The organism is Bacillus rugosus (genome assembly GCF_023238245.1).
Taxonomy (GTDB): Bacteria; Bacillota; Bacilli; order Bacillales; family Bacillaceae; genus Bacillus; species Bacillus rugosus.
Map to the genome: position 1 here is coordinate 1914908 of NZ_CP096590.1, position 18584 is coordinate 1933491.

Annotated in this window: 18 protein-coding genes and 5 pseudogenes; 13 read left to right on the top strand and 10 right to left on the bottom strand. The window is 37.2% G+C overall.

The annotated features are described in order from the left end of the window. Positions 1-18 precede the first annotated feature (18 nt). The gene (gene xynB / locus M0696_RS09495; protein WP_222142886.1) at positions 19-1620 is read left to right on the top strand and encodes a xylan 1,4-beta-xylosidase; all 1602 of its coding nucleotides are present in this window, start codon (positions 19-21) and stop codon (positions 1618-1620) included. A gap of 123 nt (positions 1621-1743) precedes the next feature. Here the strand turns inward: xynB and xylR are convergent, their stop codons facing one another. Continuing rightward, positions 1744-2898: a transcriptional repressor XylR gene (xylR, locus tag M0696_RS09500; RefSeq protein WP_166852560.1), complete on the bottom strand. Its 1155-nt coding sequence runs from the start codon at positions 2896-2898 to the stop codon at positions 1744-1746. A 258-nt stretch (positions 2899-3156) separates the two neighbouring features. Here xylR and xylA point away from each other — a divergent pair, with 258 nt between their 5' ends. The 3 genes and pseudogenes from xylA to M0696_RS21065 form a co-directional block, all read left to right on the top strand. Next, complete coding sequence (xylA, locus tag M0696_RS09505) at positions 3157-4494, top strand: xylose isomerase (protein WP_248602716.1); 1338 nt, start codon at positions 3157-3159, stop codon at positions 4492-4494. 129 nt (positions 4495-4623) lie between these two features. Beyond that, entirely contained in the window at positions 4624-6123 is a 1500-nt protein-coding gene (gene xylB / locus M0696_RS09510) for a xylulokinase (protein WP_222142887.1), read from the top strand. Between the two features lie 129 nt (positions 6124-6252). Then, positions 6253-6411: pseudogene (locus M0696_RS21065) on the top strand (glycoside hydrolase family 11 protein); the annotation flags it as partial. 294 nt (positions 6412-6705) lie between these two features. On the opposite strand, the gene M0696_RS09515 reads toward M0696_RS21065, so the two are convergent. Next, positions 6706-7350 (bottom strand): thermonuclease family protein, encoded by a 645-nt coding sequence (locus M0696_RS09515; protein ID WP_222142888.1) that lies wholly within the window; start codon positions 7348-7350, stop codon positions 6706-6708. Positions 7351-7663: 313 nt separating this feature from the next. Here M0696_RS09515 and M0696_RS09520 point away from each other — a divergent pair, with 313 nt between their 5' ends. Then, positions 7664-8764, top strand: coding sequence for a sugar porter family MFS transporter (locus M0696_RS09520; RefSeq protein ID WP_396021414.1), 1101 nt, complete (start codon positions 7664-7666; stop codon positions 8762-8764). Positions 8765-8920: 156 nt separating this feature from the next. Here the strand turns inward: M0696_RS09520 and alr are convergent, their stop codons facing one another. Beyond that, positions 8921-10105: an alanine racemase gene (gene alr / locus M0696_RS09525; RefSeq protein ID WP_222142889.1), complete on the bottom strand. Its 1185-nt coding sequence runs from the start codon at positions 10103-10105 to the stop codon at positions 8921-8923. A gap of 484 nt (positions 10106-10589) precedes the next feature. On the opposite strand from alr, the gene M0696_RS09530 reads away from it, so the two are divergent. Beyond that, positions 10590-11051 carry a DUF2691 family protein gene (locus M0696_RS09530; protein ID WP_166852545.1) on the top strand — a complete coding sequence of 154 codons (462 nt, stop codon included), beginning with the start codon at positions 10590-10592 and terminating at the stop codon, positions 11049-11051. A gap of 30 nt (positions 11052-11081) precedes the next feature. Continuing rightward, positions 11082-11516: a dUTP diphosphatase gene (locus M0696_RS09535; protein WP_248602717.1), complete on the top strand. Its 435-nt coding sequence runs from the start codon at positions 11082-11084 to the stop codon at positions 11514-11516. Between the two features lie 646 nt (positions 11517-12162). Here the strand turns inward: M0696_RS09535 and cotU are convergent. Next, the gene (gene cotU, locus M0696_RS09540; protein WP_166852539.1) at positions 12163-12447 is read right to left on the bottom strand and encodes a spore coat protein CotU; all 285 of its coding nucleotides are present in this window, start codon (positions 12445-12447) and stop codon (positions 12163-12165) included. A 397-nt stretch (positions 12448-12844) separates the two neighbouring features. Here cotU and M0696_RS09545 point away from each other — a divergent pair. Next, a pseudogene (locus M0696_RS09545) lies at positions 12845-12957 on the top strand (hypothetical protein). Positions 12958-13229: 272 nt separating this feature from the next. Then, positions 13230-14069 carry a thymidylate synthase gene (locus M0696_RS09550; protein ID WP_222142890.1) on the top strand — a complete coding sequence of 280 codons (840 nt, stop codon included), beginning with the start codon at positions 13230-13232 and terminating at the stop codon, positions 14067-14069. Positions 14070-14224: 155 nt separating this feature from the next. Here the strand turns inward: M0696_RS09550 and M0696_RS09555 are convergent. The 5 genes and pseudogenes from M0696_RS09555 to M0696_RS09575 form a co-directional block, all read right to left on the bottom strand. Beyond that, a pseudogene (locus tag M0696_RS09555) lies at positions 14225-14437 on the bottom strand (hypothetical protein); the annotation flags it as partial. Positions 14438-14597: 160 nt separating this feature from the next. Further along, positions 14598-15320 (bottom strand): YrpD family protein, encoded by a 723-nt coding sequence (locus M0696_RS09560; protein ID WP_166852530.1) that lies wholly within the window; start codon positions 15318-15320, stop codon positions 14598-14600. 182 nt (positions 15321-15502) lie between these two features. Continuing rightward, the gene (locus M0696_RS09565) at positions 15503-15868 is read right to left on the bottom strand and encodes a YoqO family protein (RefSeq protein WP_376768340.1); all 366 of its coding nucleotides are present in this window, start codon (positions 15866-15868) and stop codon (positions 15503-15505) included. A 227-nt stretch (positions 15869-16095) separates the two neighbouring features. Beyond that, complete coding sequence (gene cotC / locus M0696_RS09570) at positions 16096-16317, bottom strand: spore coat protein CotC (protein ID WP_166852527.1); 222 nt, start codon at positions 16315-16317, stop codon at positions 16096-16098. A 235-nt stretch (positions 16318-16552) separates the two neighbouring features. Then, positions 16553-16681: pseudogene (locus M0696_RS09575) on the bottom strand (twin-arginine translocase TatA/TatE family subunit); the annotation flags it as partial. A gap of 71 nt (positions 16682-16752) precedes the next feature. On the opposite strand from M0696_RS09575, the gene M0696_RS21135 reads away from it, so the two are divergent. Both M0696_RS21135 and M0696_RS09580 read left to right on the top strand, forming a co-directional pair. After that, positions 16753-16878 (top strand): hypothetical protein, encoded by a 126-nt coding sequence (locus tag M0696_RS21135; RefSeq protein ID WP_376768341.1) that lies wholly within the window; start codon positions 16753-16755, stop codon positions 16876-16878. 161 nt (positions 16879-17039) lie between these two features. After that, positions 17040-17438, top strand: coding sequence for a hypothetical protein (locus M0696_RS09580; RefSeq protein ID WP_222142947.1), 399 nt, complete (start codon positions 17040-17042; stop codon positions 17436-17438). Between the two features lie 48 nt (positions 17439-17486). On the opposite strand, the gene M0696_RS09585 is transcribed toward M0696_RS09580, so the two are convergent. Continuing rightward, positions 17487-17921 (bottom strand): SRPBCC family protein, encoded by a 435-nt coding sequence (locus M0696_RS09585; RefSeq protein WP_166852521.1) that lies wholly within the window; start codon positions 17919-17921, stop codon positions 17487-17489. Between the two features lie 151 nt (positions 17922-18072). Here M0696_RS09585 and M0696_RS09590 point away from each other — a divergent pair. Then, positions 18073-18320, top strand: a pseudogene (locus tag M0696_RS09590) (hypothetical protein). A 15-nt stretch (positions 18321-18335) separates the two neighbouring features. Further along, a complete protein-coding gene (locus tag M0696_RS09595) occupies positions 18336-18524 on the top strand; it encodes a hypothetical protein (RefSeq protein WP_148961729.1) in 189 nt (62 codons plus the stop codon). The last annotated feature ends 60 nt before the right edge of the window (positions 18525-18584 follow it).

An 18584-nucleotide genomic window follows, 5' to 3' on the forward strand; every position in this document is an offset into this window, starting at 1 on the left:
ACTGAGGAGGAGTCCCAAATGAAGATTACCAATCCAGTACTTAAAGGATTCAATCCCGATCCAAGTATTTGTAGGGTAGGAGAGGATTATTATATCGCTGTATCTACATTTGAGTGGTTTCCGGGAGTCCAGATACACCACTCAAAAGATTTAGTAAATTGGCACTTAGTTGCACATCCATTACAGAGAGTTTCACAATTAGACATGAAAGGAAATCCAAATTCAGGTGGGGTTTGGGCACCATGTTTAAGCTATAGTGATGGGAAGTTTTGGCTGATCTATACGGATGTTAAGGTAGTAGATGGCGCATGGAAAGATTGTCACAATTATTTAGTTACTTGTGAAACGATTAATGGTGATTGGGGGGAGCCGATTACATTAAATAGCTCGGGGTTTGATGCTTCTTTGTTCCATGATACGGATGGAAAAAAATATTTATTAAATATGTTATGGGATCACCGTATTGATCGGCACTCATTTGGAGGAATTGTTATACAGGAATATTCTGATAAAGAGCAAAAATTAATCGGTAAACCAAAAGTTATATTTGAAGGAACTGATAGAAAACTGACAGAAGCTCCGCACCTTTATCATATCGGGAACTATTATTATTTATTAACTGCAGAAGGAGGAACACGGTTCGAACATGCTGCTACAATTGCCCGTTCTACAAATATTGAGGGACCATATGAAGTTCATCCCGATAATCCAATCTTAACGTCATGGCATGACCCAGGAAATCCATTGCAAAAATGTGGACATGCATCCATTGTTCAAACACATACAGATGAGTGGTATTTAGCTCATTTAACGGGACGTCCTATTCACCCTGACGATGATTCAATTTTTCAGCAGAGAGGATATTGTCCTTTGGGCAGAGAAACAGCTATTCAAAAACTTTACTGGAAAGATGAATGGCCCTATGTAGAAGGTGGAAAAGAAGGAAGCTTGGAGGTAGAAGCACCTTCTATACCCGAAACCATGTTTGAAGCAACGTACCCGGAAGTTGATGAATTTGAGGATTCAAAATTAAATATAAATTTTCAAACTTTAAGGATTCCATTCACGAATGAATTAGGTTCATTGACTCAAGCGCCAAATCATTTACGATTATTCGGTCATGAATCATTAACCTCGACATTTACTCAGGCATTTGTAGCCAGACGCTGGCAAAGTCTCCATTTTGAAGCCGAAACTGCTGTTGAGTTTTATCCGGAAAATTTTCAACAAGCCGCTGGATTGGTGAATTATTACAATACAGAGAACTGGACGGCTCTTCAAGTCACGTATGATGAAGAACTTGGTCGTATTCTTTATTTAACAATATGTGATAACTTTGCTTTTTCACAACCATTAAAAAATAAAATTGTTATTCCTCGTGAAGTAAAGTATGTATATTTAAGAGCAAATATTGAACAGGAGAAGTATTATTATTTTTATTCTTTTAACAAGGAAAATTGGCACAAAATTGACATTACATTGGAATCGAAAAAATTATCTGATGATTACATACGTGGTGGAGGGTTCTTCACGGGAGCCTTTGTAGGGATGCAATGTCAAGATACTAGTGGAAATCATATTCCGGCCGACTTTAAATATTTTCGTTATAAAGAAAAATAATGTGCACATGAAAAAGGAGAATTCTTTTTTTGGAACTCCTTTTTCCTATTACAAGATGCCCTATGTGCATACTTCTAAAACAAAAAACTCATCTTTAAAGATGAGTTGTGCATTTAATAAAAATTACATTGTAACCATGTCCAGAAATTGTTCAATAACAATAGAGGACATTCCTAATGCCGGTGCCTTCTTTCCTAAGAAAGAAGGCAATAATTCATAGCTATTGCCTAATTGAGGATAGACCCTGGAAGACACTTCACTTCTAATTGAATTTAAAACCATAGGATGCGCTTCAATTATGTTGTTTCTTAAAATGACGGCTTGTGGATTGAAAGTATTTAGAATATTGGTAAGGCCTATTCCTAAATAGAATCCAAAATTCTGTAATGCATTTAAGGTGCCGATATCATTCAGGTGGGCAAGGTCTATGATATCTTGATAGGTCACATTTTTATCTTTCGTCTCAAGAGATTTTAATAAAGCCTTCTCTGAAGCATACAATTCCCAGCAGCCTCGGTTTCCGCAGCTGCATTTAGGGCCATTAAAGTCAATTGTCATATGTCCCATTTCTCCAGAGAAGCCGCTTACTCCTCTATATAAATGATTATTGATAATAACGCCGATCCCTATCCCTGTGCTGATACTAGCATAAATAATGTTATCGTAATTTTTTGCCGCACCAAATACTTTTTCACCATATGCGCCAGCATTTGCCTCATTTTCAATAAAAACGGTCACAGCGAACTTTTCTTGTATGGATGATTTTAAGTCAATATCTCTCCAGTTGGAGTTCGGTGTAAAAACAATTTTTTGATTTTTATCAATAAGCCCAGGCACGCATATGCCTATACCTATAAGCCCATACGGAGATTGTGGCATATGTGAAATAAAGTGATGAATCATATCAATTAAAATGTCTTTGGTTCTTTCGGGAGAATTGCATTCCAAATGGTGGTGTTGATCAAGAATGATCGTGCCTTCAAGGTCTGTTAAAATGCCATTAATATAATCTACACCAACATCTATTCCTACGGAATATCCGGCCTTTTTATTAAAAACAAGCATGACAGGTCTTCGTCCGCCGCTTGATTGTCCCTGACCTATTTCAAATACAAGATTTTCTTTCATTAACGTGTTTACCTGTGATGAAACAGTTGATTTATTTAATCCAGTCATTTCAGATAATTTTGCTCTAGAAATAGGTGAATTCTTAAGTATTTCTTTTAATAACAACTTTTGATTTACTTTTTTGACAAAGGTTTGATCAGCGCTATCCACTTCATCCACTCCATTTGTATCATCTTTAGATTAAGTTTATTTTTTGTTTTTAGATATGACATAGTATATAGCTAATCTTACCTTTATTATATCTAATGTGTTTATGAAAAACTAAAAAAATATTGAAAATACTGATGAGGTTATATAAGATGAAAATGAGTTAGTTTGTTTGGGCAATAAACTAACTTATCAGCTTACAAAAAATGCACCTGCTTTTGAAGGATTATGTTTTTAATTTATTTTTAAGGGGGAAATCACATGGCTCAATCTCATTCTAATTCAGTTAACTATTTTGGAAGCGTAAACAAAGTGGTTTACGAAGGGAAAGATTCCACGAATCCTTTAGCATTTAAATATTATAATTCCCAAGAAGTAATCAGCGGAAAAACGATGAAAGAGCATTTGCGATTTTCTATTGCCTATTGGCATACATTTACCGCTGATGGCACAGACGTTTTTGGAGCAGCTACGATGCAAAGACCATGGGATCATTATAAAGGCATGGATCTCGCGAGGGTGAGAGTAGAAGCAGCATTTGAGTTGTTTGAAAAACTAGATGTACCATTCTTCGCTTTCCATGACCGAGATATTGCACCAGAAGGAAGTACGTTAAAAGAGACAAATCAGAATTTAGATATGATCATTGGCATGATTAAAGATTACATGAGAAATAGCAACGTTAAGCTATTATGGAATACCGTAAACATGTTTACGAACCCCCGTTTCGTCCATGGTGCTGCGACTTCTTGCAATGCAGATGTGTTTGCGTATGCTGCAGCACAAGTGAAAAAAGGCTTAGAAACAGCAAAAGAGCTTGGCGCCGAGAACTATGTATTTTGGGGCGGCCGTGAAGGATACGAAACATTGTTAAATACCGATTTAAAATTGGAGCTTGATAATTTAGCGAGATTTTTGCATATGGCAGTGGATTATGCGAAGGAAATCGGGTATACAGGACAGTTTTTAATTGAACCAAAACCAAAAGAGCCGACCACTCATCAATATGATACAGATGCAGCAACAACCATTGCCTTTTTGAAGCAATATGGTTTAGACAATCATTTTAAATTAAATCTCGAAGCCAATCATGCCACATTAGCCGGTCATACATTTGAACATGAATTACGGGTTGCAAGAGTACATGGCCTTCTTGGCTCTGTTGACGCAAATCAGGGTCATCCCCTTTTAGGCTGGGATACCGATGAATTTCCGACAGATTTATATTCTACGACATTAGCAATGTATGAAATCCTGCAAAATGGCGGCCTTGGAAGCGGGGGATTAAACTTCGATGCGAAGGTCAGAAGATCTTCTTTTGAGCCTGATGATTTAGTATATGCCCATATTGCAGGGATGGATGCATTTGCAAGAGGATTGAAAGTCGCCCACAAATTAATCGAGGACCGTGTGTTTGAAGATGTGATTCAACATCGTTATCGCAGCTTTACTGAAGGGATTGGTCTTGAAATTATAGAAGGAAGAGCTAATTTCAGAACACTTGAGCAATATGCGCTTAATAATAAACAAATTAAAAATGAATCTGGAAGACAGGAGCAATTAAAAGCTATATTGAATCAATACATTTTAGAAGTATAACAGATGAAAGATGCTATAAAATAGTATATCAGGAAAGCCAGGTCTCTCTCCCGAATTACCCGTCATGATTCCTTTTCTTTGTTGTTATGACGGGAATTGGGATTTATTTAGATGGTGAGGAGTGGAAAAATGAAGTATGTCATTGGAATAGATCTTGGAACAAGTGCTGTTAAAACCATTTTAGTTAACCAAAACGGCAAGGTTTGTGCAGAGACGTCCAAAAGTTATCCGCTCATTCAAAAGAAGGCGGGATATAGTGAGCAAAATCCTGAAGATTGGGTGCAGCAAACAATTAAAGCATTGGCTGAATTGGTTTCTATCTCCGATGTGCAAGCCAAAGATATTGACGGGATAAGCTATTCGGGCCAAATGCACGGGTTAGTACTGCTTGACCAAGATCATCAGGTGTTACGTCATGCCATTCTTTGGAATGATACCAGAACGACACCTCAATGTATCAGGATGACCGAGACATATGGCGATCATCTGCTTGATATCACAAAAAACCGTGTTCTGGAAGGGTTTACACTACCTAAAATGTTATGGGTGAAGGAACATGAGCCTGAACTTTTTAAAAAAACTGCTGTTTTTTTGCTTCCGAAAGACTATTTGAGATTCCGTATGACTGGTGCGATTCACACCGAATACTCCGATGCAGCAGGAACTTTACTTTTACATATTACCCGCAAGGAGTGGAGCGATGAGATTTGCAATCAATTTGGCATTCCTGTAGATATTTGTCCTCCGCTTGTTGAATCTCATGATTGTGCAGGATCGCTGCTTCCGAACGTTGCGGCGGAGACAGGGCTGTTGGAAAAAACAAAAGTGTACGCTGGGGGAGCGGATAATGCTTGCGGTGCTATTGGAGCTGGTATTCTTTCTTCCGAAAAAACATTATGCAGTATTGGGACGTCAGGGGTCATACTTTCCCACGAAGAAGAAAAAGAAAGAGATTTTAAAGGGAAAGTTCACTTTTTTAATCATGGAAAACAGGATTCTTTTTATACGATGGGAGTCACGCTTGCTGCGGGATACAGCCTAAACTGGTTTAGGAGAATGTTTGCACCAAACGAATCGTTTGAGCAATTATTGCAGGGGGTGGAATCTATTCCGATAGGAGCAAATGGACTGCTATACACTCCTTATTTGGTTGGTGAAAGAACGCCGCATGCTGATTCTTCTATTCGGGGAAGTTTGATCGGAATGGATGGAGCCCACAAAAGAGAGCATGTTTTGCGGGCAGTAATGGAAGGCATCACATTCTCTTTACATGAATCAATTGAGCTATTCCGCGATGCGGGAAAATCAGTTCATACTGTTGTTTCTATTGGTGGGGGAGCTAAAAATGAACCGTGGCTTCAAATGCAAGCTGATATTTTCAATGCGAAGATCATTAAGTTGAAAAATGAACAAGGCCCAGCCATGGGGGCTGCTATGCTGGCTGCTTTTGGAAGCAGGTGGTTTGAATCCCTTGAAGAATGTGCAGAGCAGTTCATTCGTGAGACTGCGGCATATTATCCAAAGGAAGAAAATGCTCAAAAATATAAAACACTATTTGATTTGTATAAGAAAATTTACACTCACACAAAGGATTTAAATACAGCGTTGAAGAGCTTTCGAAAATACTAATGATAAGTGCTTGTAAGGAGTGTGTTCAGGAGATCAACGAAAGAAACATTAACGACAAGGCATCAAAGGCCTTTGATGACATCACGACAGTACGGTAAGGACCAAATACAATCCAATCAAACAGAAGGAATGCCAGTTGAAACAAAAAAAATGAAGTTTTTCTTAGCCGTTTTATTTAGTTTAGCGCTAACATTACCAACATGGTCAGCACAGGCGATAACGACTATCACCTCAAATCAAATTGGCTCCCAGAGTGGCTATGACTATGAATTGTGGAAGGATCATGGGGCCGCCAACAAATGTACTGACTATTGGAGGGAAAAGTAAATAACCCTTTTTTGAGTCAAATCCTGATTTGGTATCAGTCCAAATTCTTGATTTACGATAAATGTTTACATGCAAAGTACCCCTCACATTAACGTGACGGGGCGTTTTTTTCCCTATCTATTTTAGATTGATAAGCAGAATGGAAACCAGATCCTCCAATTGACGCAGGGGCAGAAGAGGTTTCATTTTCATTTGCATTGGAAGTTTCACTCAATTCTTTGGGGATGCATTCAGATACGTTGATGCTTTTTCAACCTAAATGTTTGTCTGTTTCACACAACCCTTGAATCCTCTGTTAGTCACATAACCATTCCTGCTCCAAATTAAAAGTTTTTCTGATTTTGCTACTTGCTCATCTTTCGTAAATTGGTCTATGTATTTTGTGTTTGGCTCATATACAAACGCGATTCTGGCCAATCCTTCTTTCAATAATGTCTCTTGAACAGATTTGCCATCTGCATAAACGTAAGCTAACAGTCTTCCATACTTATCTCTGCGATCGCCTTTATCAAATTCCAGCTGCAGCTTACCGCTGCTAACCAACTCCTTGTTACGCTTAGATGCATCTTCGCCATATGGTTGAACACATGAATCTGGTTTCTTCGTCTCAGGTGTGTCTATGAGCAAGTAGCGCACTGTGTCTATATTTCCGTTGTACCTAACCTTAATCGTATCCCCATCAACTACTTTATCTAATGTAACATCGACCAATTTCTTGTGATCTTTTAAATGAGATTTGCCATCCTTTTGCTCTGGCTGGTTATTTTCATTAGATAAAGTATCATGAGAGGCTTGCTCTGTCTTATTAGAATCTGAATGGCTTTTCTCTGCGTGATTTGATCCGCAAGCTGATAAAGTAATACTCAAAACTGCAATCATACTGACCAATACTTTTTTCATTGGATTCCCTCTTTAGAATGTAAGTTCATGATGCTCTCTTTTGATTGGTTGAACATCATCATTATAACGATATGGACATTTTTTGTGAATGAAAAATGTCCATTACACTAAGGAGGATAAATACACTGAAAATACTTACAGTAAGATTGCAAACTTCACATTGAAGTGACTAAAATATACTTATGACATAACAAAAACAAAGGATTATGAAAATGATTTTGACTGAAAATGCTTTTGGAATTATGATAATATCAGAAATGGCAATAATGTGACAAAAATATCACTACAACATAACAATAGCTTATGTGCACCGATGGCGGTTTTTCGTTTTTTGCTCGGGCTGGCTGTTGGGGGAGCTTCAGCGATGGTACCGGCCTTTTTGGCAGAAATGGCACCGCATGAGAAGAGAGGGCGTATGATAACCCAAAATGAGCTAATGATTGTCGGCGGGCAATTTTTAGCATATGTTTTTAATGCGGTTCTTGGTGTTACAATGGCAAATACCGGACATGTTTGGAGATACATGCTTGTACTTTGTGCTGTTCCGGCATTAATGTTATTTGCGAGCATGCTCATGATACCAGAAAGCCCAAGATGGCTAACCTCCAAAGGCAAAAAAAGTGAGGCGCTGCGTGTTCTTAAACAAATTCGAGAAGATAAACGTGCAGAAGCTGAATTTAGGGAAATTAAAGCAGCGGTAGAAAAAGATACAGACCTAGAGAAAGCATCACTCAAGTACTTTTCTACACCATGGCTGCGCCGTCTTTTACTGCTTGGAATCGGTATTGCTATCGTGAATCAAATTACAGGTGTTAATTCAATTATGTATTATGGCACTCAAATCCTTAAAGAATCTGGCTTTGGTACAAAACCGGCTTTAATCGCTAATATTGGGAATGGGTTGATATCGGTTATAGCAGTTATATTTGGGATTTGGCTGGTCGGAAAAGTGAGCCGGCGTCCAATATTATTGATTGGTTTGGCGGGAACGACTACAGCACTTTTATTAATAGCAACTTTCTCAATCGTGCTTGATGGATCTGCAGCACTCCCTTATGTTGTACTTTCTTTGACCGTTTTATTTCTTGCCTTTATGCAAGGATGCGTAGGGCCTGTGACTTGGCTGGTCATTGCGGAAATATTCCCTCAAAGATTAAGGAGGACTTGGTTCCGGAATAAGTGTTTTTTTCTGTGGATTTTAAACTTTATGATCGGCTTTGCTTTTCCGATATTGCTTAGTTCTGTAGGTTTATCTTTTACATTCTTTATATTCGTCGCGTTGGGTGTATTGGCAATCGGTTTTGTGTATAAATTCATGCCGGAAACAAAGGGGCGTACACTTGAAGAACTAGAAGAGCTCTTCCGATCTCAGCACGATAAAGATACCCCTGAAAAATCAGTTATTGAGGTTTAATTATCTATCTCTCTCTCTGCTTATAGGAAGGCTTTTTTGTTTGATTGAGAAAATCATAAACTTTTTAAACAAAATCAAAATCCCTCCGGTAGAGGAATTTTGATTCAGCATAAAAGAGGAATTTTAATGTATTTATAAAAAACTGCAAGTACAAACCTACACGTATAGTACTGGAGTTGATACCTTGAAAAATTCGCCATCTCTTATATAAAAACGAGGGATGCGGCGGCTTAATGTAGACACCACTTCATAGTTAATCGTATTGAGCATTTCAGCAATTTCATCAACTGAAATCTCAGCTCCTTTTTGCTGACCGTAAATCACGACTTCCTCTCCTTGTTTACCTTCACCGTCTTCTCCTAAACTAACCATAATCATATCCATAGTCACTCTTCCCGCCACTGGCACTCGTTTCCCTCGATGAAGAACAAACCCGCGGTTGGAAAGCGCGCGAGAATAACCGTCAGCATATCCGATCGGGAGTGTAGCAATTACTTCGTCGGGTTCTGCAATGTATGTAGCACCATAGCTAATGGTTCGAGGTTCTGTCCGCATCGTTTTCACATAAGCGATACGCGCCTTTAAACTTAATGCAGGTTCAAGTTTCACGAGGTTTAGTTGTTTGATATAGGCTGAAGGATATAAACCATATAAGCCTATGCCTAAACGAATCATATCAGCACTAAATTCCGGAAAAGCGATAGCTGCCGCCGTGTTGTTCATGTGCACGGTGGGCAGTTCAATGCCCTGATGTTTTAAAAAGCTGAGAAAACTAATAAACTTTTCGTGCTGCAGCTTGGTTAGTGTAGTGTCTGCTTCGTCGGCGGTTGAAAAATGTGTAAATATCCCTGCCCACCTGAGGGATTTGCTTGCATTTAGTGCTTTCACTACTGCTAATAGCTCTTCCTTTGTGCGTACACCTAATCGCCCCATGCCAGTATCCACGTTAATATGAATAGCCAGCCGGTCAGTACTCGCTTCTTTTTCCAATATCTCGTTAGCTTCTTTTATCCAATCAACCTGAAATGCTGATAATGTTATGTTCCAAGCTGCTGACTTTTTCACACAACTAAGGGAGGTAAAACCAAGCACAAGGATAGGTGCTGTAATCCCCGCTTTTCGTAAAACGATTCCTTCCTCCACGCTGGCAACAGCGAGCTCACTCGCCCCGTGTTCCAGTGCATGACGCGCCACTTCTACAGACCCATGACCATAACCGTTCGCTTTTACGACAGCCATAATTTTGCTCTTATTTGGAATATGACGGCGAATCGCTCGTAAATTTTTTTTTATGGCATCAAGATTGACTTCGATCCAAACTTCTCGGCAAAGCTTTGTCATTAACGCTTCCTTCCTTCTTATGGAATAGTAAAAACCGCATTTAGCCGCAAACATAAATGTTAATTGTTGGATACTTTCCATCTTATTTTATTCAACTTCATTTGAAATCATTCAACAGCCAATCTATGGTAAACAAGATGTTACCGATGCCGAAGTTGTACATAAATAACTTGCTTTCAGTGATCTATAACCCAAACATGAAACGGTTCTGTCTTCCGGAAAGATTCCATTAACCGGAAATCTTCCGCGTAGAAGTGCTCGGGAAAAATAAGCAGGACATTTATATGAAGGTGCTGGCCGGGCTAATTCTTCTTGATAAAGAAAGGGGAATGCCTATGTTACTGAATATTGGAAGAACTTTTTAAATAAGAAGGACTGAGAAAATTCGTAAAAGAAGATCGGTATCAAACGTCCTGTTCCACAAATCGAACATATGAGTATATAATTAAATTCATATTGAGAATCATTTAAATGAGGGATATACATGAAAAGGGGAGTAAGTTTTCAAATACCGAATGAATATGGAAATTATCTATGGAGAATACTGCAGCCATTTGAAATAGCTAATTATTTGTGGCAAGCGAGTGGAGAATCCTATTTTGTTGTAGACGGAGAGCTAGGTGATGAGGAGCTCTTTAATGATTACGCCATTGTAGAAGGGACTGACTTTGCGAATCGATTAAAAACAAATCAGTACTATACCATTTTTGTTGAACTGCAAGCATTTCCATTTGGAAAAACAGTTGATCTAGTCAAGACATATGAAGAGTTTGTTGACAGTGATTGCGAATTTGTCCTATTGATAGCTGATAACAGTTATGTTTCGATATACTGTAAAAACAAAAATACGATTGAAAAATTATACTTCAATGCAATAAAGAATGATTTTGGGGAAGTTCAATTTATAACTGATGAAAACGACGCAAGAACAGGCCTTACCGTATGATCATTCAATAAAGTTAAAGGAGTAATACATATGACAATGCAAATTAAAATCAAATATATAGATGAAACACAAACAAGAATCAGCAAAATTGAGCAAGGGGATTGGATTGATCTTAGAGCTGCTGAAGATGTAGCAATCAAAAAAGGTGAATTTAAACTTGTCCCATTAGGTGTAGCAATGGAATTGCCTGAAGGTTACGAAGCTCATGTCGTTCCTCGTTCAAGTACATATAAGAACTTTGGCGTTATTCAAACAAACTCAATGGGTGTTATCGATGAGTCGTACAAGGGAGACAACGATTTCTGGTTCTTTCCTGCTTATGCGTTACGTGACACAGAGATTAAGAAAGGGGATCGGATCTGCCAGTTCAGAATCATGAAAAAGATGCCTGCACTTGAATTAATTGAAGTTGGGCGTTTAGGGAATCAAGATAGAGGCGGACACGGTTCAACTGGAAGAAAGTAAATAATAAAAACTTGGCTGTATTCATGCTGTGATCTGAACAATGGAGGTTTCAGCCAGGGTACATATCATCATACGCATAAATCGAAATGTTATGCTCAGACTATATTTCCAATATTTAAGTAAAAATTGCATCCCGCAATAATAAAATAAAGAGCTCCATGATATCTTTGTTTTTTCCTAAAAGAATCAATCCCAAAGTAAATAAAAAGTGCAACAAAAATCAGTTGAACATAAGAAAAAAATTTAGGGTTATAGTTGAAAAATGAATAGATTAATAACATTAAAAGAATGAGGCAACAACAGATCTTAATAAGTTTAAGCAAAAAATAACACTCCTTATATAAACAGTCATTTTAAATTTAACACATATTAGGAGAGGTTGCAGGGGGGATATTAAATAACAGAATACTTTTATCTAGATTTTTATAGGTAGGAGAAGGCAACTAAAAACAAATAATGACGCTAATTATTAGCCAGGTTAAATAACATGTTTTGATTAATAATTGAATTTAGAGCAGCTATGGGTCAAGTTCAAAATATAAGATGAAATGAGACACAAGTCTTCACAAAAAAATCTGCGATCGTCGAAAAATAGCATAAAAAAACCCCCGGTATGTCGCCGGGGATAAATAGATGTTTAAGCGATTTAGTGATGTTTTTTATACGATTCGACAAAATCATAATAATGCTCATCGTCATCATAATACTTTTTTTCGTAATGATAATCGTGATCATCATAATACTTTTTGTCGCAATCATCATGTTTTTTATCATGGTCGTAATACTTTTTGTCGTAATCATAATGTTTTTTATCATGATCATAATATTTTTTGTCGCAATCATAATGCTTTTTATCATGGTCGTAATACTTTTTGTAATACGTTTTTTTCCAAGTGTAATACTCTTCTTTATATTTTTTATAATAACCCAATTAAATTCCTCCTTTTATTTCATTCGAAATTAATTTATGAGGTTTAAATAATATGGTATGGTCAAATGAAATAATAATAGTAAAAAGAGGCTGTTTAAAAAAACTTTCTGAAAAACAAAACAGATTAACTGCTTATTAAAAGGCGAAAGGACTCAATAACTGTAAATAAGTATAAAATCATAAAGTGTATGCAGAAGATTCATAAAGAGGGATATTTGAACGTCTCGAAAATTCAAGAGCTCTATGATGTTATTTTGATGCTGCCTTTAAAAAGATTTAATGTTAGACCTCAACAAACAGCAGAACCGGTCAGAATATCATAAAAGAAAGGTCAATGATCAAATGAATAAAATGATAGGGAATTTGTTTTAAAGAAAGCCCAATTGCACATGGACAAATGACAATTGATATGGAGGTAAAATACAATGCATTAAACAGAGGGAGCGATTGGAGGATATAATGTGTTTAGACAATATCCAATTTGGTATACACAAACACCTTACTATTTAAATTTTCATGTGCCTCAATATCAAATCATTTCTTATAATCCTCAACAATGTTATCAACGGTGTATGTATCAAACAGGCGGTAACTATGAGCTATGTGGCAGACTGTGCTATGAGGATATACAGGTGTAAAAGAGGGGGCTAACTCCTCTTTTACAGTGATTGGAATAAAAATCTCGATTTATATGCACTGCACGTGCTTAGTATTTGCGTTAATATTGTTTTCGTAATACATTATGCCAAGGAACTGAAAATGAAAGAAGGATATGAATAGTCATGACTCAATTCGATAAACAATACAATTCAATCATAAAGGACATTATGAATAATGGAATCTCAGATGAAGAATTCAATGTCAGAACCAAGTGGGACTCTGATGGAACACCGGCTCATACACTTAGCGTCATCAGTAAGCAAATGAGGTTTGACAACTCAGAAGTGCCTATTTTAACGACAAAAAAGGTAGCCTGGAAAACAGCTATTAAAGAATTGCTTTGGATTTGGCAGTTAAAATCTAACGATGTTACTGAATTAAACAAAATGGGCGTACATATTTGGGATCAGTGGAAACAAGAAAACGGCACTATCGGAAATGCATATGGATTTCAGCTGGGGAAGAAAAACAGAAATCTAAATGGAGAAAAAGTGGATCAGGTTGATCATCTCCTTCATCAATTGAAGAACAATCCATCTTCACGCAGACACATTACAATGCTGTGGAATCCTGATGAACTAGACGCAATGGCATTAACACCATGTGTATACGAAACTCAATGGTATGTTAAGCAAGGTAAGCTCCATCTCGAGGTAAGAGCACGGAGTAATGATATGGCATTGGGGAATCCATTTAATGTATTCCAGTATAATGTTTTGCAGCGCATAATTGCTCAAGTGACGGGTTATGAGCTTGGTGAATATATCTTTAACATTGGTGATTGCCATGTGTACACACGTCATATCGACAATTTGAAAATTCAAATGGAAAGAGAACAGTTTGAAGCACCTGAATTATGGATCAATCCTGAAGTCAAAGATTTTTATGACTTTACGATTGATGATTTCAAGTTAATTAACTATAAGCATGGGGACAAGCTTTTATTTGAGGTAGCAGTTTAATGCTGCCTCTTTATTGATCACTGTATTGTAGTAGGCGATCTTAATTTTATTTCTAAGACATCAGGAAGATGAATTAAATTGGATTATCGAAGAAGTTAAAAAGATTAATACATATATATTTTAAAGACTCATATAAAAAAGATTAACTTTTAAAGTTAATCTTTTTTATTTAGAAGAAAATATCCTAATTTTGAAACTAAATACAAAGTGAAAGCGATCATTAAGGTTCTGGATATTACAATTCCATGAATGGCGAGATCATATCCAGCAGGTATCAACGCTTTTGTATTAAACATAAAATACATTGATATTAGAAGCGCTATAATAACCAAAAGCATTCCAATAGGACCTGTCTTTCCATATTTCATACAATTTCCACCCTAAATTAAAATATGATATAACAAACAAATGAGCTGAAGATTCTGATGATTATTTCTAAAATAAACCAAGCTATGAACAGCATGCTATTTTTTGTGTAATTGTCCTAATAATACCGCCTGGCAATGCCGGCGGCCTTTTTCTGCTTCTTTATTTATTAACAGAAATCGTAACGTTATTTCCTGAAACAGAAACCTTTGCGGAATCCTGTGTATCTACCACAGGTGTGACGGCTTTATTGTCAATTGTAATATTGTTAAAAGCAGTTGAAAAAGTTGTTTTGATGGAATTACGCTGACTTTCATAAGATACCGCCGCGGTAGCAAGTGTTTTCCATTTTGAAATCGTGCCGATGTTGGTTCCTTGGATTTCTGTGATAATCCGCCCGGTATAACCATCATTGTTCGTTCCCCAAAGGGTCATGCGTGTATTGCCATTCAAATTTTTATAGATTGTCATTTGGACTGTGCTTCCTGGACGGAAGCCTTTAGTGTATGTGAATTTGTCCTTTCCTTCGATGTACGTTTCTTCATTTTTGGACCCCACCTTCATGAGGGGCTTCCAGACGTTGTATTGTTTGCTGTACTGAAGCCCGATATCCGCCTCAGTTCCATTAGTTGCGCTAAATCCTGAATAAATATAAGGAGTGGAGACCGAGTCTTCATGTTTTACCGTGTCCGGAAGCTTGATTTTAGCTGTGAAAACTTGGCCAGTACTGTTCAGGTAGGCGCGACCGCCGATGCCTTTAGGCAGCTGAGAAGCTGCTTTTGCGACTTGAGTGTCTGCCGCGGGCAAGCCTGTAATACCCGATGAAAGTGTTCCGAAAAGAACTGCTGTTCCTACTGCACCTGCAATCAATACTTTTTTCAACAAAATTCCCCCTTTTGATAGTGGTTTCGCTATTCATTATACCTTATTTTGGAATTGTGTTTATGTATATAAATCGACAAAATATTTCATTTGCCAGTAAATTTCATGTTGGATTGTTTATATATGGCGAAACTGCTCTTCCAATCTGAAACTTTATACATTTATTAGATCAAATGATTAGCTCACTATCGTTTTAACCGATTTGAAATCTTCCTCAAAATAAAAGCACAAATGCTTAAAGAAATGATAATCAAAAGAATGACCGCCATTGTTTTCCAGCCGATAAAGAAGGGATGATCTTTAATAACTGCTTGTCCATGCAAAATCATAAAAGAACAGATACCGACTAAAAAAAGAAAACAAATACTTAGGATCGCCAACGAGTTACGTGTATATGTTTTCAATTCCTCTTTAACATACAGCAAAACGAATACAAAGCAGCTAACATTGGCAATCGTTTTTATTACATCAAAGTTTTTCATGGCAATTGATATAAATAGGCAAAGTAACATGAGATAAAGTGCTATGTTTTTAGACAAAGAATCTCTCATTTTATATATGACCCTTAAAAAGCTTACAAAAGTTCCTTTATAACAACAATACTTGGAAGCAGAACCAATCGCACTTACATAAACTAATTAAACTATGTACTAAATTTTCAACATGAATTTAGATTCAGTCATTAAGGAAAACTTCAGATTATACCAACAGTAGGTCAAACAAAAAAACCCGGCATTAGCCGGGGAAAAAGTGAAAACGAGGAGATGTTTAATGGAGTTTAGTAATGTTTCTTACGCTTTTTATACTCAACAACATAATCATAGTCTTTTTTGTCGTGATCATAATATTTTTTATCATAGTCATAATATTTTTTGTCATAATCACAGTCGTAATATTTTTTATCATGGTGATCGTATTTTTTATCATATTCGTAATACTTCTTATAATACGTTTTTTTGACAGTGTAATACTCTTCTTTATATTTTTTGTAATAACCCATATTTACTCCTCCTTTATTGTTGATACGCTTTATTATATGGCGAATTGATTGTGCGGCTTGGACAGTTAAAATCATAGAAGAAAAAAAGGGCTGTCCAAATCATAGAAAAAGAGGCAGATGACACAGAAACAAATCAAAATAAAAGCCGATTTTTCATCGGCCCAATCATTTATCTTATATTAGTTTGTCTTCTTTGTTTTCTGAAATCACTTTTTCTCACATCCTTAGTCAGTCAGCTGGTCACTTGTTTACATTCTGATAAGGCTTTTCCTGCATAACAGCCAAGCGCGGGCAGTTTATCATGTCCAAATACGAAAAACCTTACAAATAAAATAACGAGTAAATTTGTGCAGTTTAATTCCATGCTCTCTTGCTGAAGAATAACCAGCTAAACAAATGATAAGAGATGACGGTTAAAATGAAAATGCGTTTATTTTGAACATTTTAAAAACCGGCAGCTGGCGCAACGAAATCACATGCGGGATTCATAATACTGCTGCAGCTGAATATAATGTCCAATGCCATTTGCAAAAAAAAGCGGGGAGGGTTGAGCTGGATTAAATGTGGTTGACGCTGGCTAGTATCTATAGGTTTTACGAACAAGGTAAGGAGTATTGAGATCATATCGGCCATACGGGAAGGCATATCAGAATCGAATTCAAAGAAATGATACGTATAGTACTATGACTTGATATGATTGAAGTAGAGGAGAGATTTGGATGATGCGATTTACTAAGGTAATTGGATTCCTGTCTGTTTTAGGATTCGCTGCGGTTTTTCCATTAACAGCACAAGCAGAACAAGCGGGGACTGCAGGAGCTGGAGAGTGGGATAAGCTAGGGACTTACACATATACTTATTCAAGTCCGACGGTATATTCGAGCGGAGGAGATTTTAGAGTATGCCTTTCAGGAAGCACTCCTTTTTCTGTTTCGCTGCACTTATATGAGGATGATGGCGGTGACAATCCTGATGATTATGTAGGGTCAAACTATTTTTCGCCCGGAGAATGCCATACCTTTAGCAGTATTGGAAAATTTGTAGATGGGAGCAATAACAAGGCCGAGTTCTTTGTTACCGATTACTCTGGTAAATCAAAAACCGTTACGTTTTATGATTGATGGCCTTAGACTTTTGAAAACAAAAGAGAGAGACACCTCTCTCTTTGTCTATTCTTCGACAGTCTTACGAAGTCGTTCATTTACAATACCTGTCCAGCCTCCATCCATCTTATCGCGTATGATAGAGCTCTTCTCGTTTGCTTTGCCGATCACTTCATTTGGCTCCTTCCAGCCGCCGTGAATAAGGGTAAACCTCGTCTTTTCTCCCAAGTCTTCTAATTGAAAGGTAACGACCCAGCCATCTGTATCCCATTCAAATGAAAGTTCAGTGGGAACTTGAACAGTCAAAACTTTACAAGGAGACGGCCCAAACGGTGATTGTAAGTGGAATTCTTGTCCTTCTTTCAGCTGAAAGTCATTGGGCATAAACCACTTGGCGATGCCTTCTGAAGTGGAGACTGTTTCCCAGACCTTCTGAATAGGTGCCTCCAGGATCATATTTTTTGTAATATCCGGTAATGTATTTTCGTGTTTTTGATTCATTCTGCTTACCTCTTGGCATATGATGTTTTTTTCAATTAAATCATATAATAACTAATAAGATCATGTCCATAGCCTGCATGATTTATGCTGGAGCCTGTTGGTGAACATTGTCTCAGTCATCCAGTTTGATCTGTGAAAGGGGTTGTTCTGGGTGTACGAGAAAGAAAATACGGAGAGAGAGTACATCTTAGTCTTTTCATTCCTGATTGTTTGTGCAGCGGCGATGGTTATTTTTGAACCGGAAATCCTGTTCAGCCAAATCGTTCTGCGCGGATTTGATGCGTTCATCAGTTTTGTTTTATTAGCTAATGTGCTGTTTTTCTGGAGAAGGAATAAACGTATAGCTATGTTTCAGGAGTTTTAGCTGTCATCAATTTCATAATGGTTATATTAATCTAAAACAGGAGGTTTTTTATGCTTGGAAAAATCAAAGCAGCCATTGATAACAGTCCAGGAAAGCCGGCTAGAATCGTAGTTAGTGAAAAAACGTTTCAGCAACTAGAGAAAGAGATGCGCTTTGTTTACGTTTCCAAACCAAAAACGATAATGGGAATACCTGTGGAAGTGTCAGATCAGGCAGAAAGCTTCAAACTGGAATATTAGTTTATTCCGGACTGCAAAAAAAGCTCGATTTGAGCCTTTTTATGATAATAAAGTTAAGAT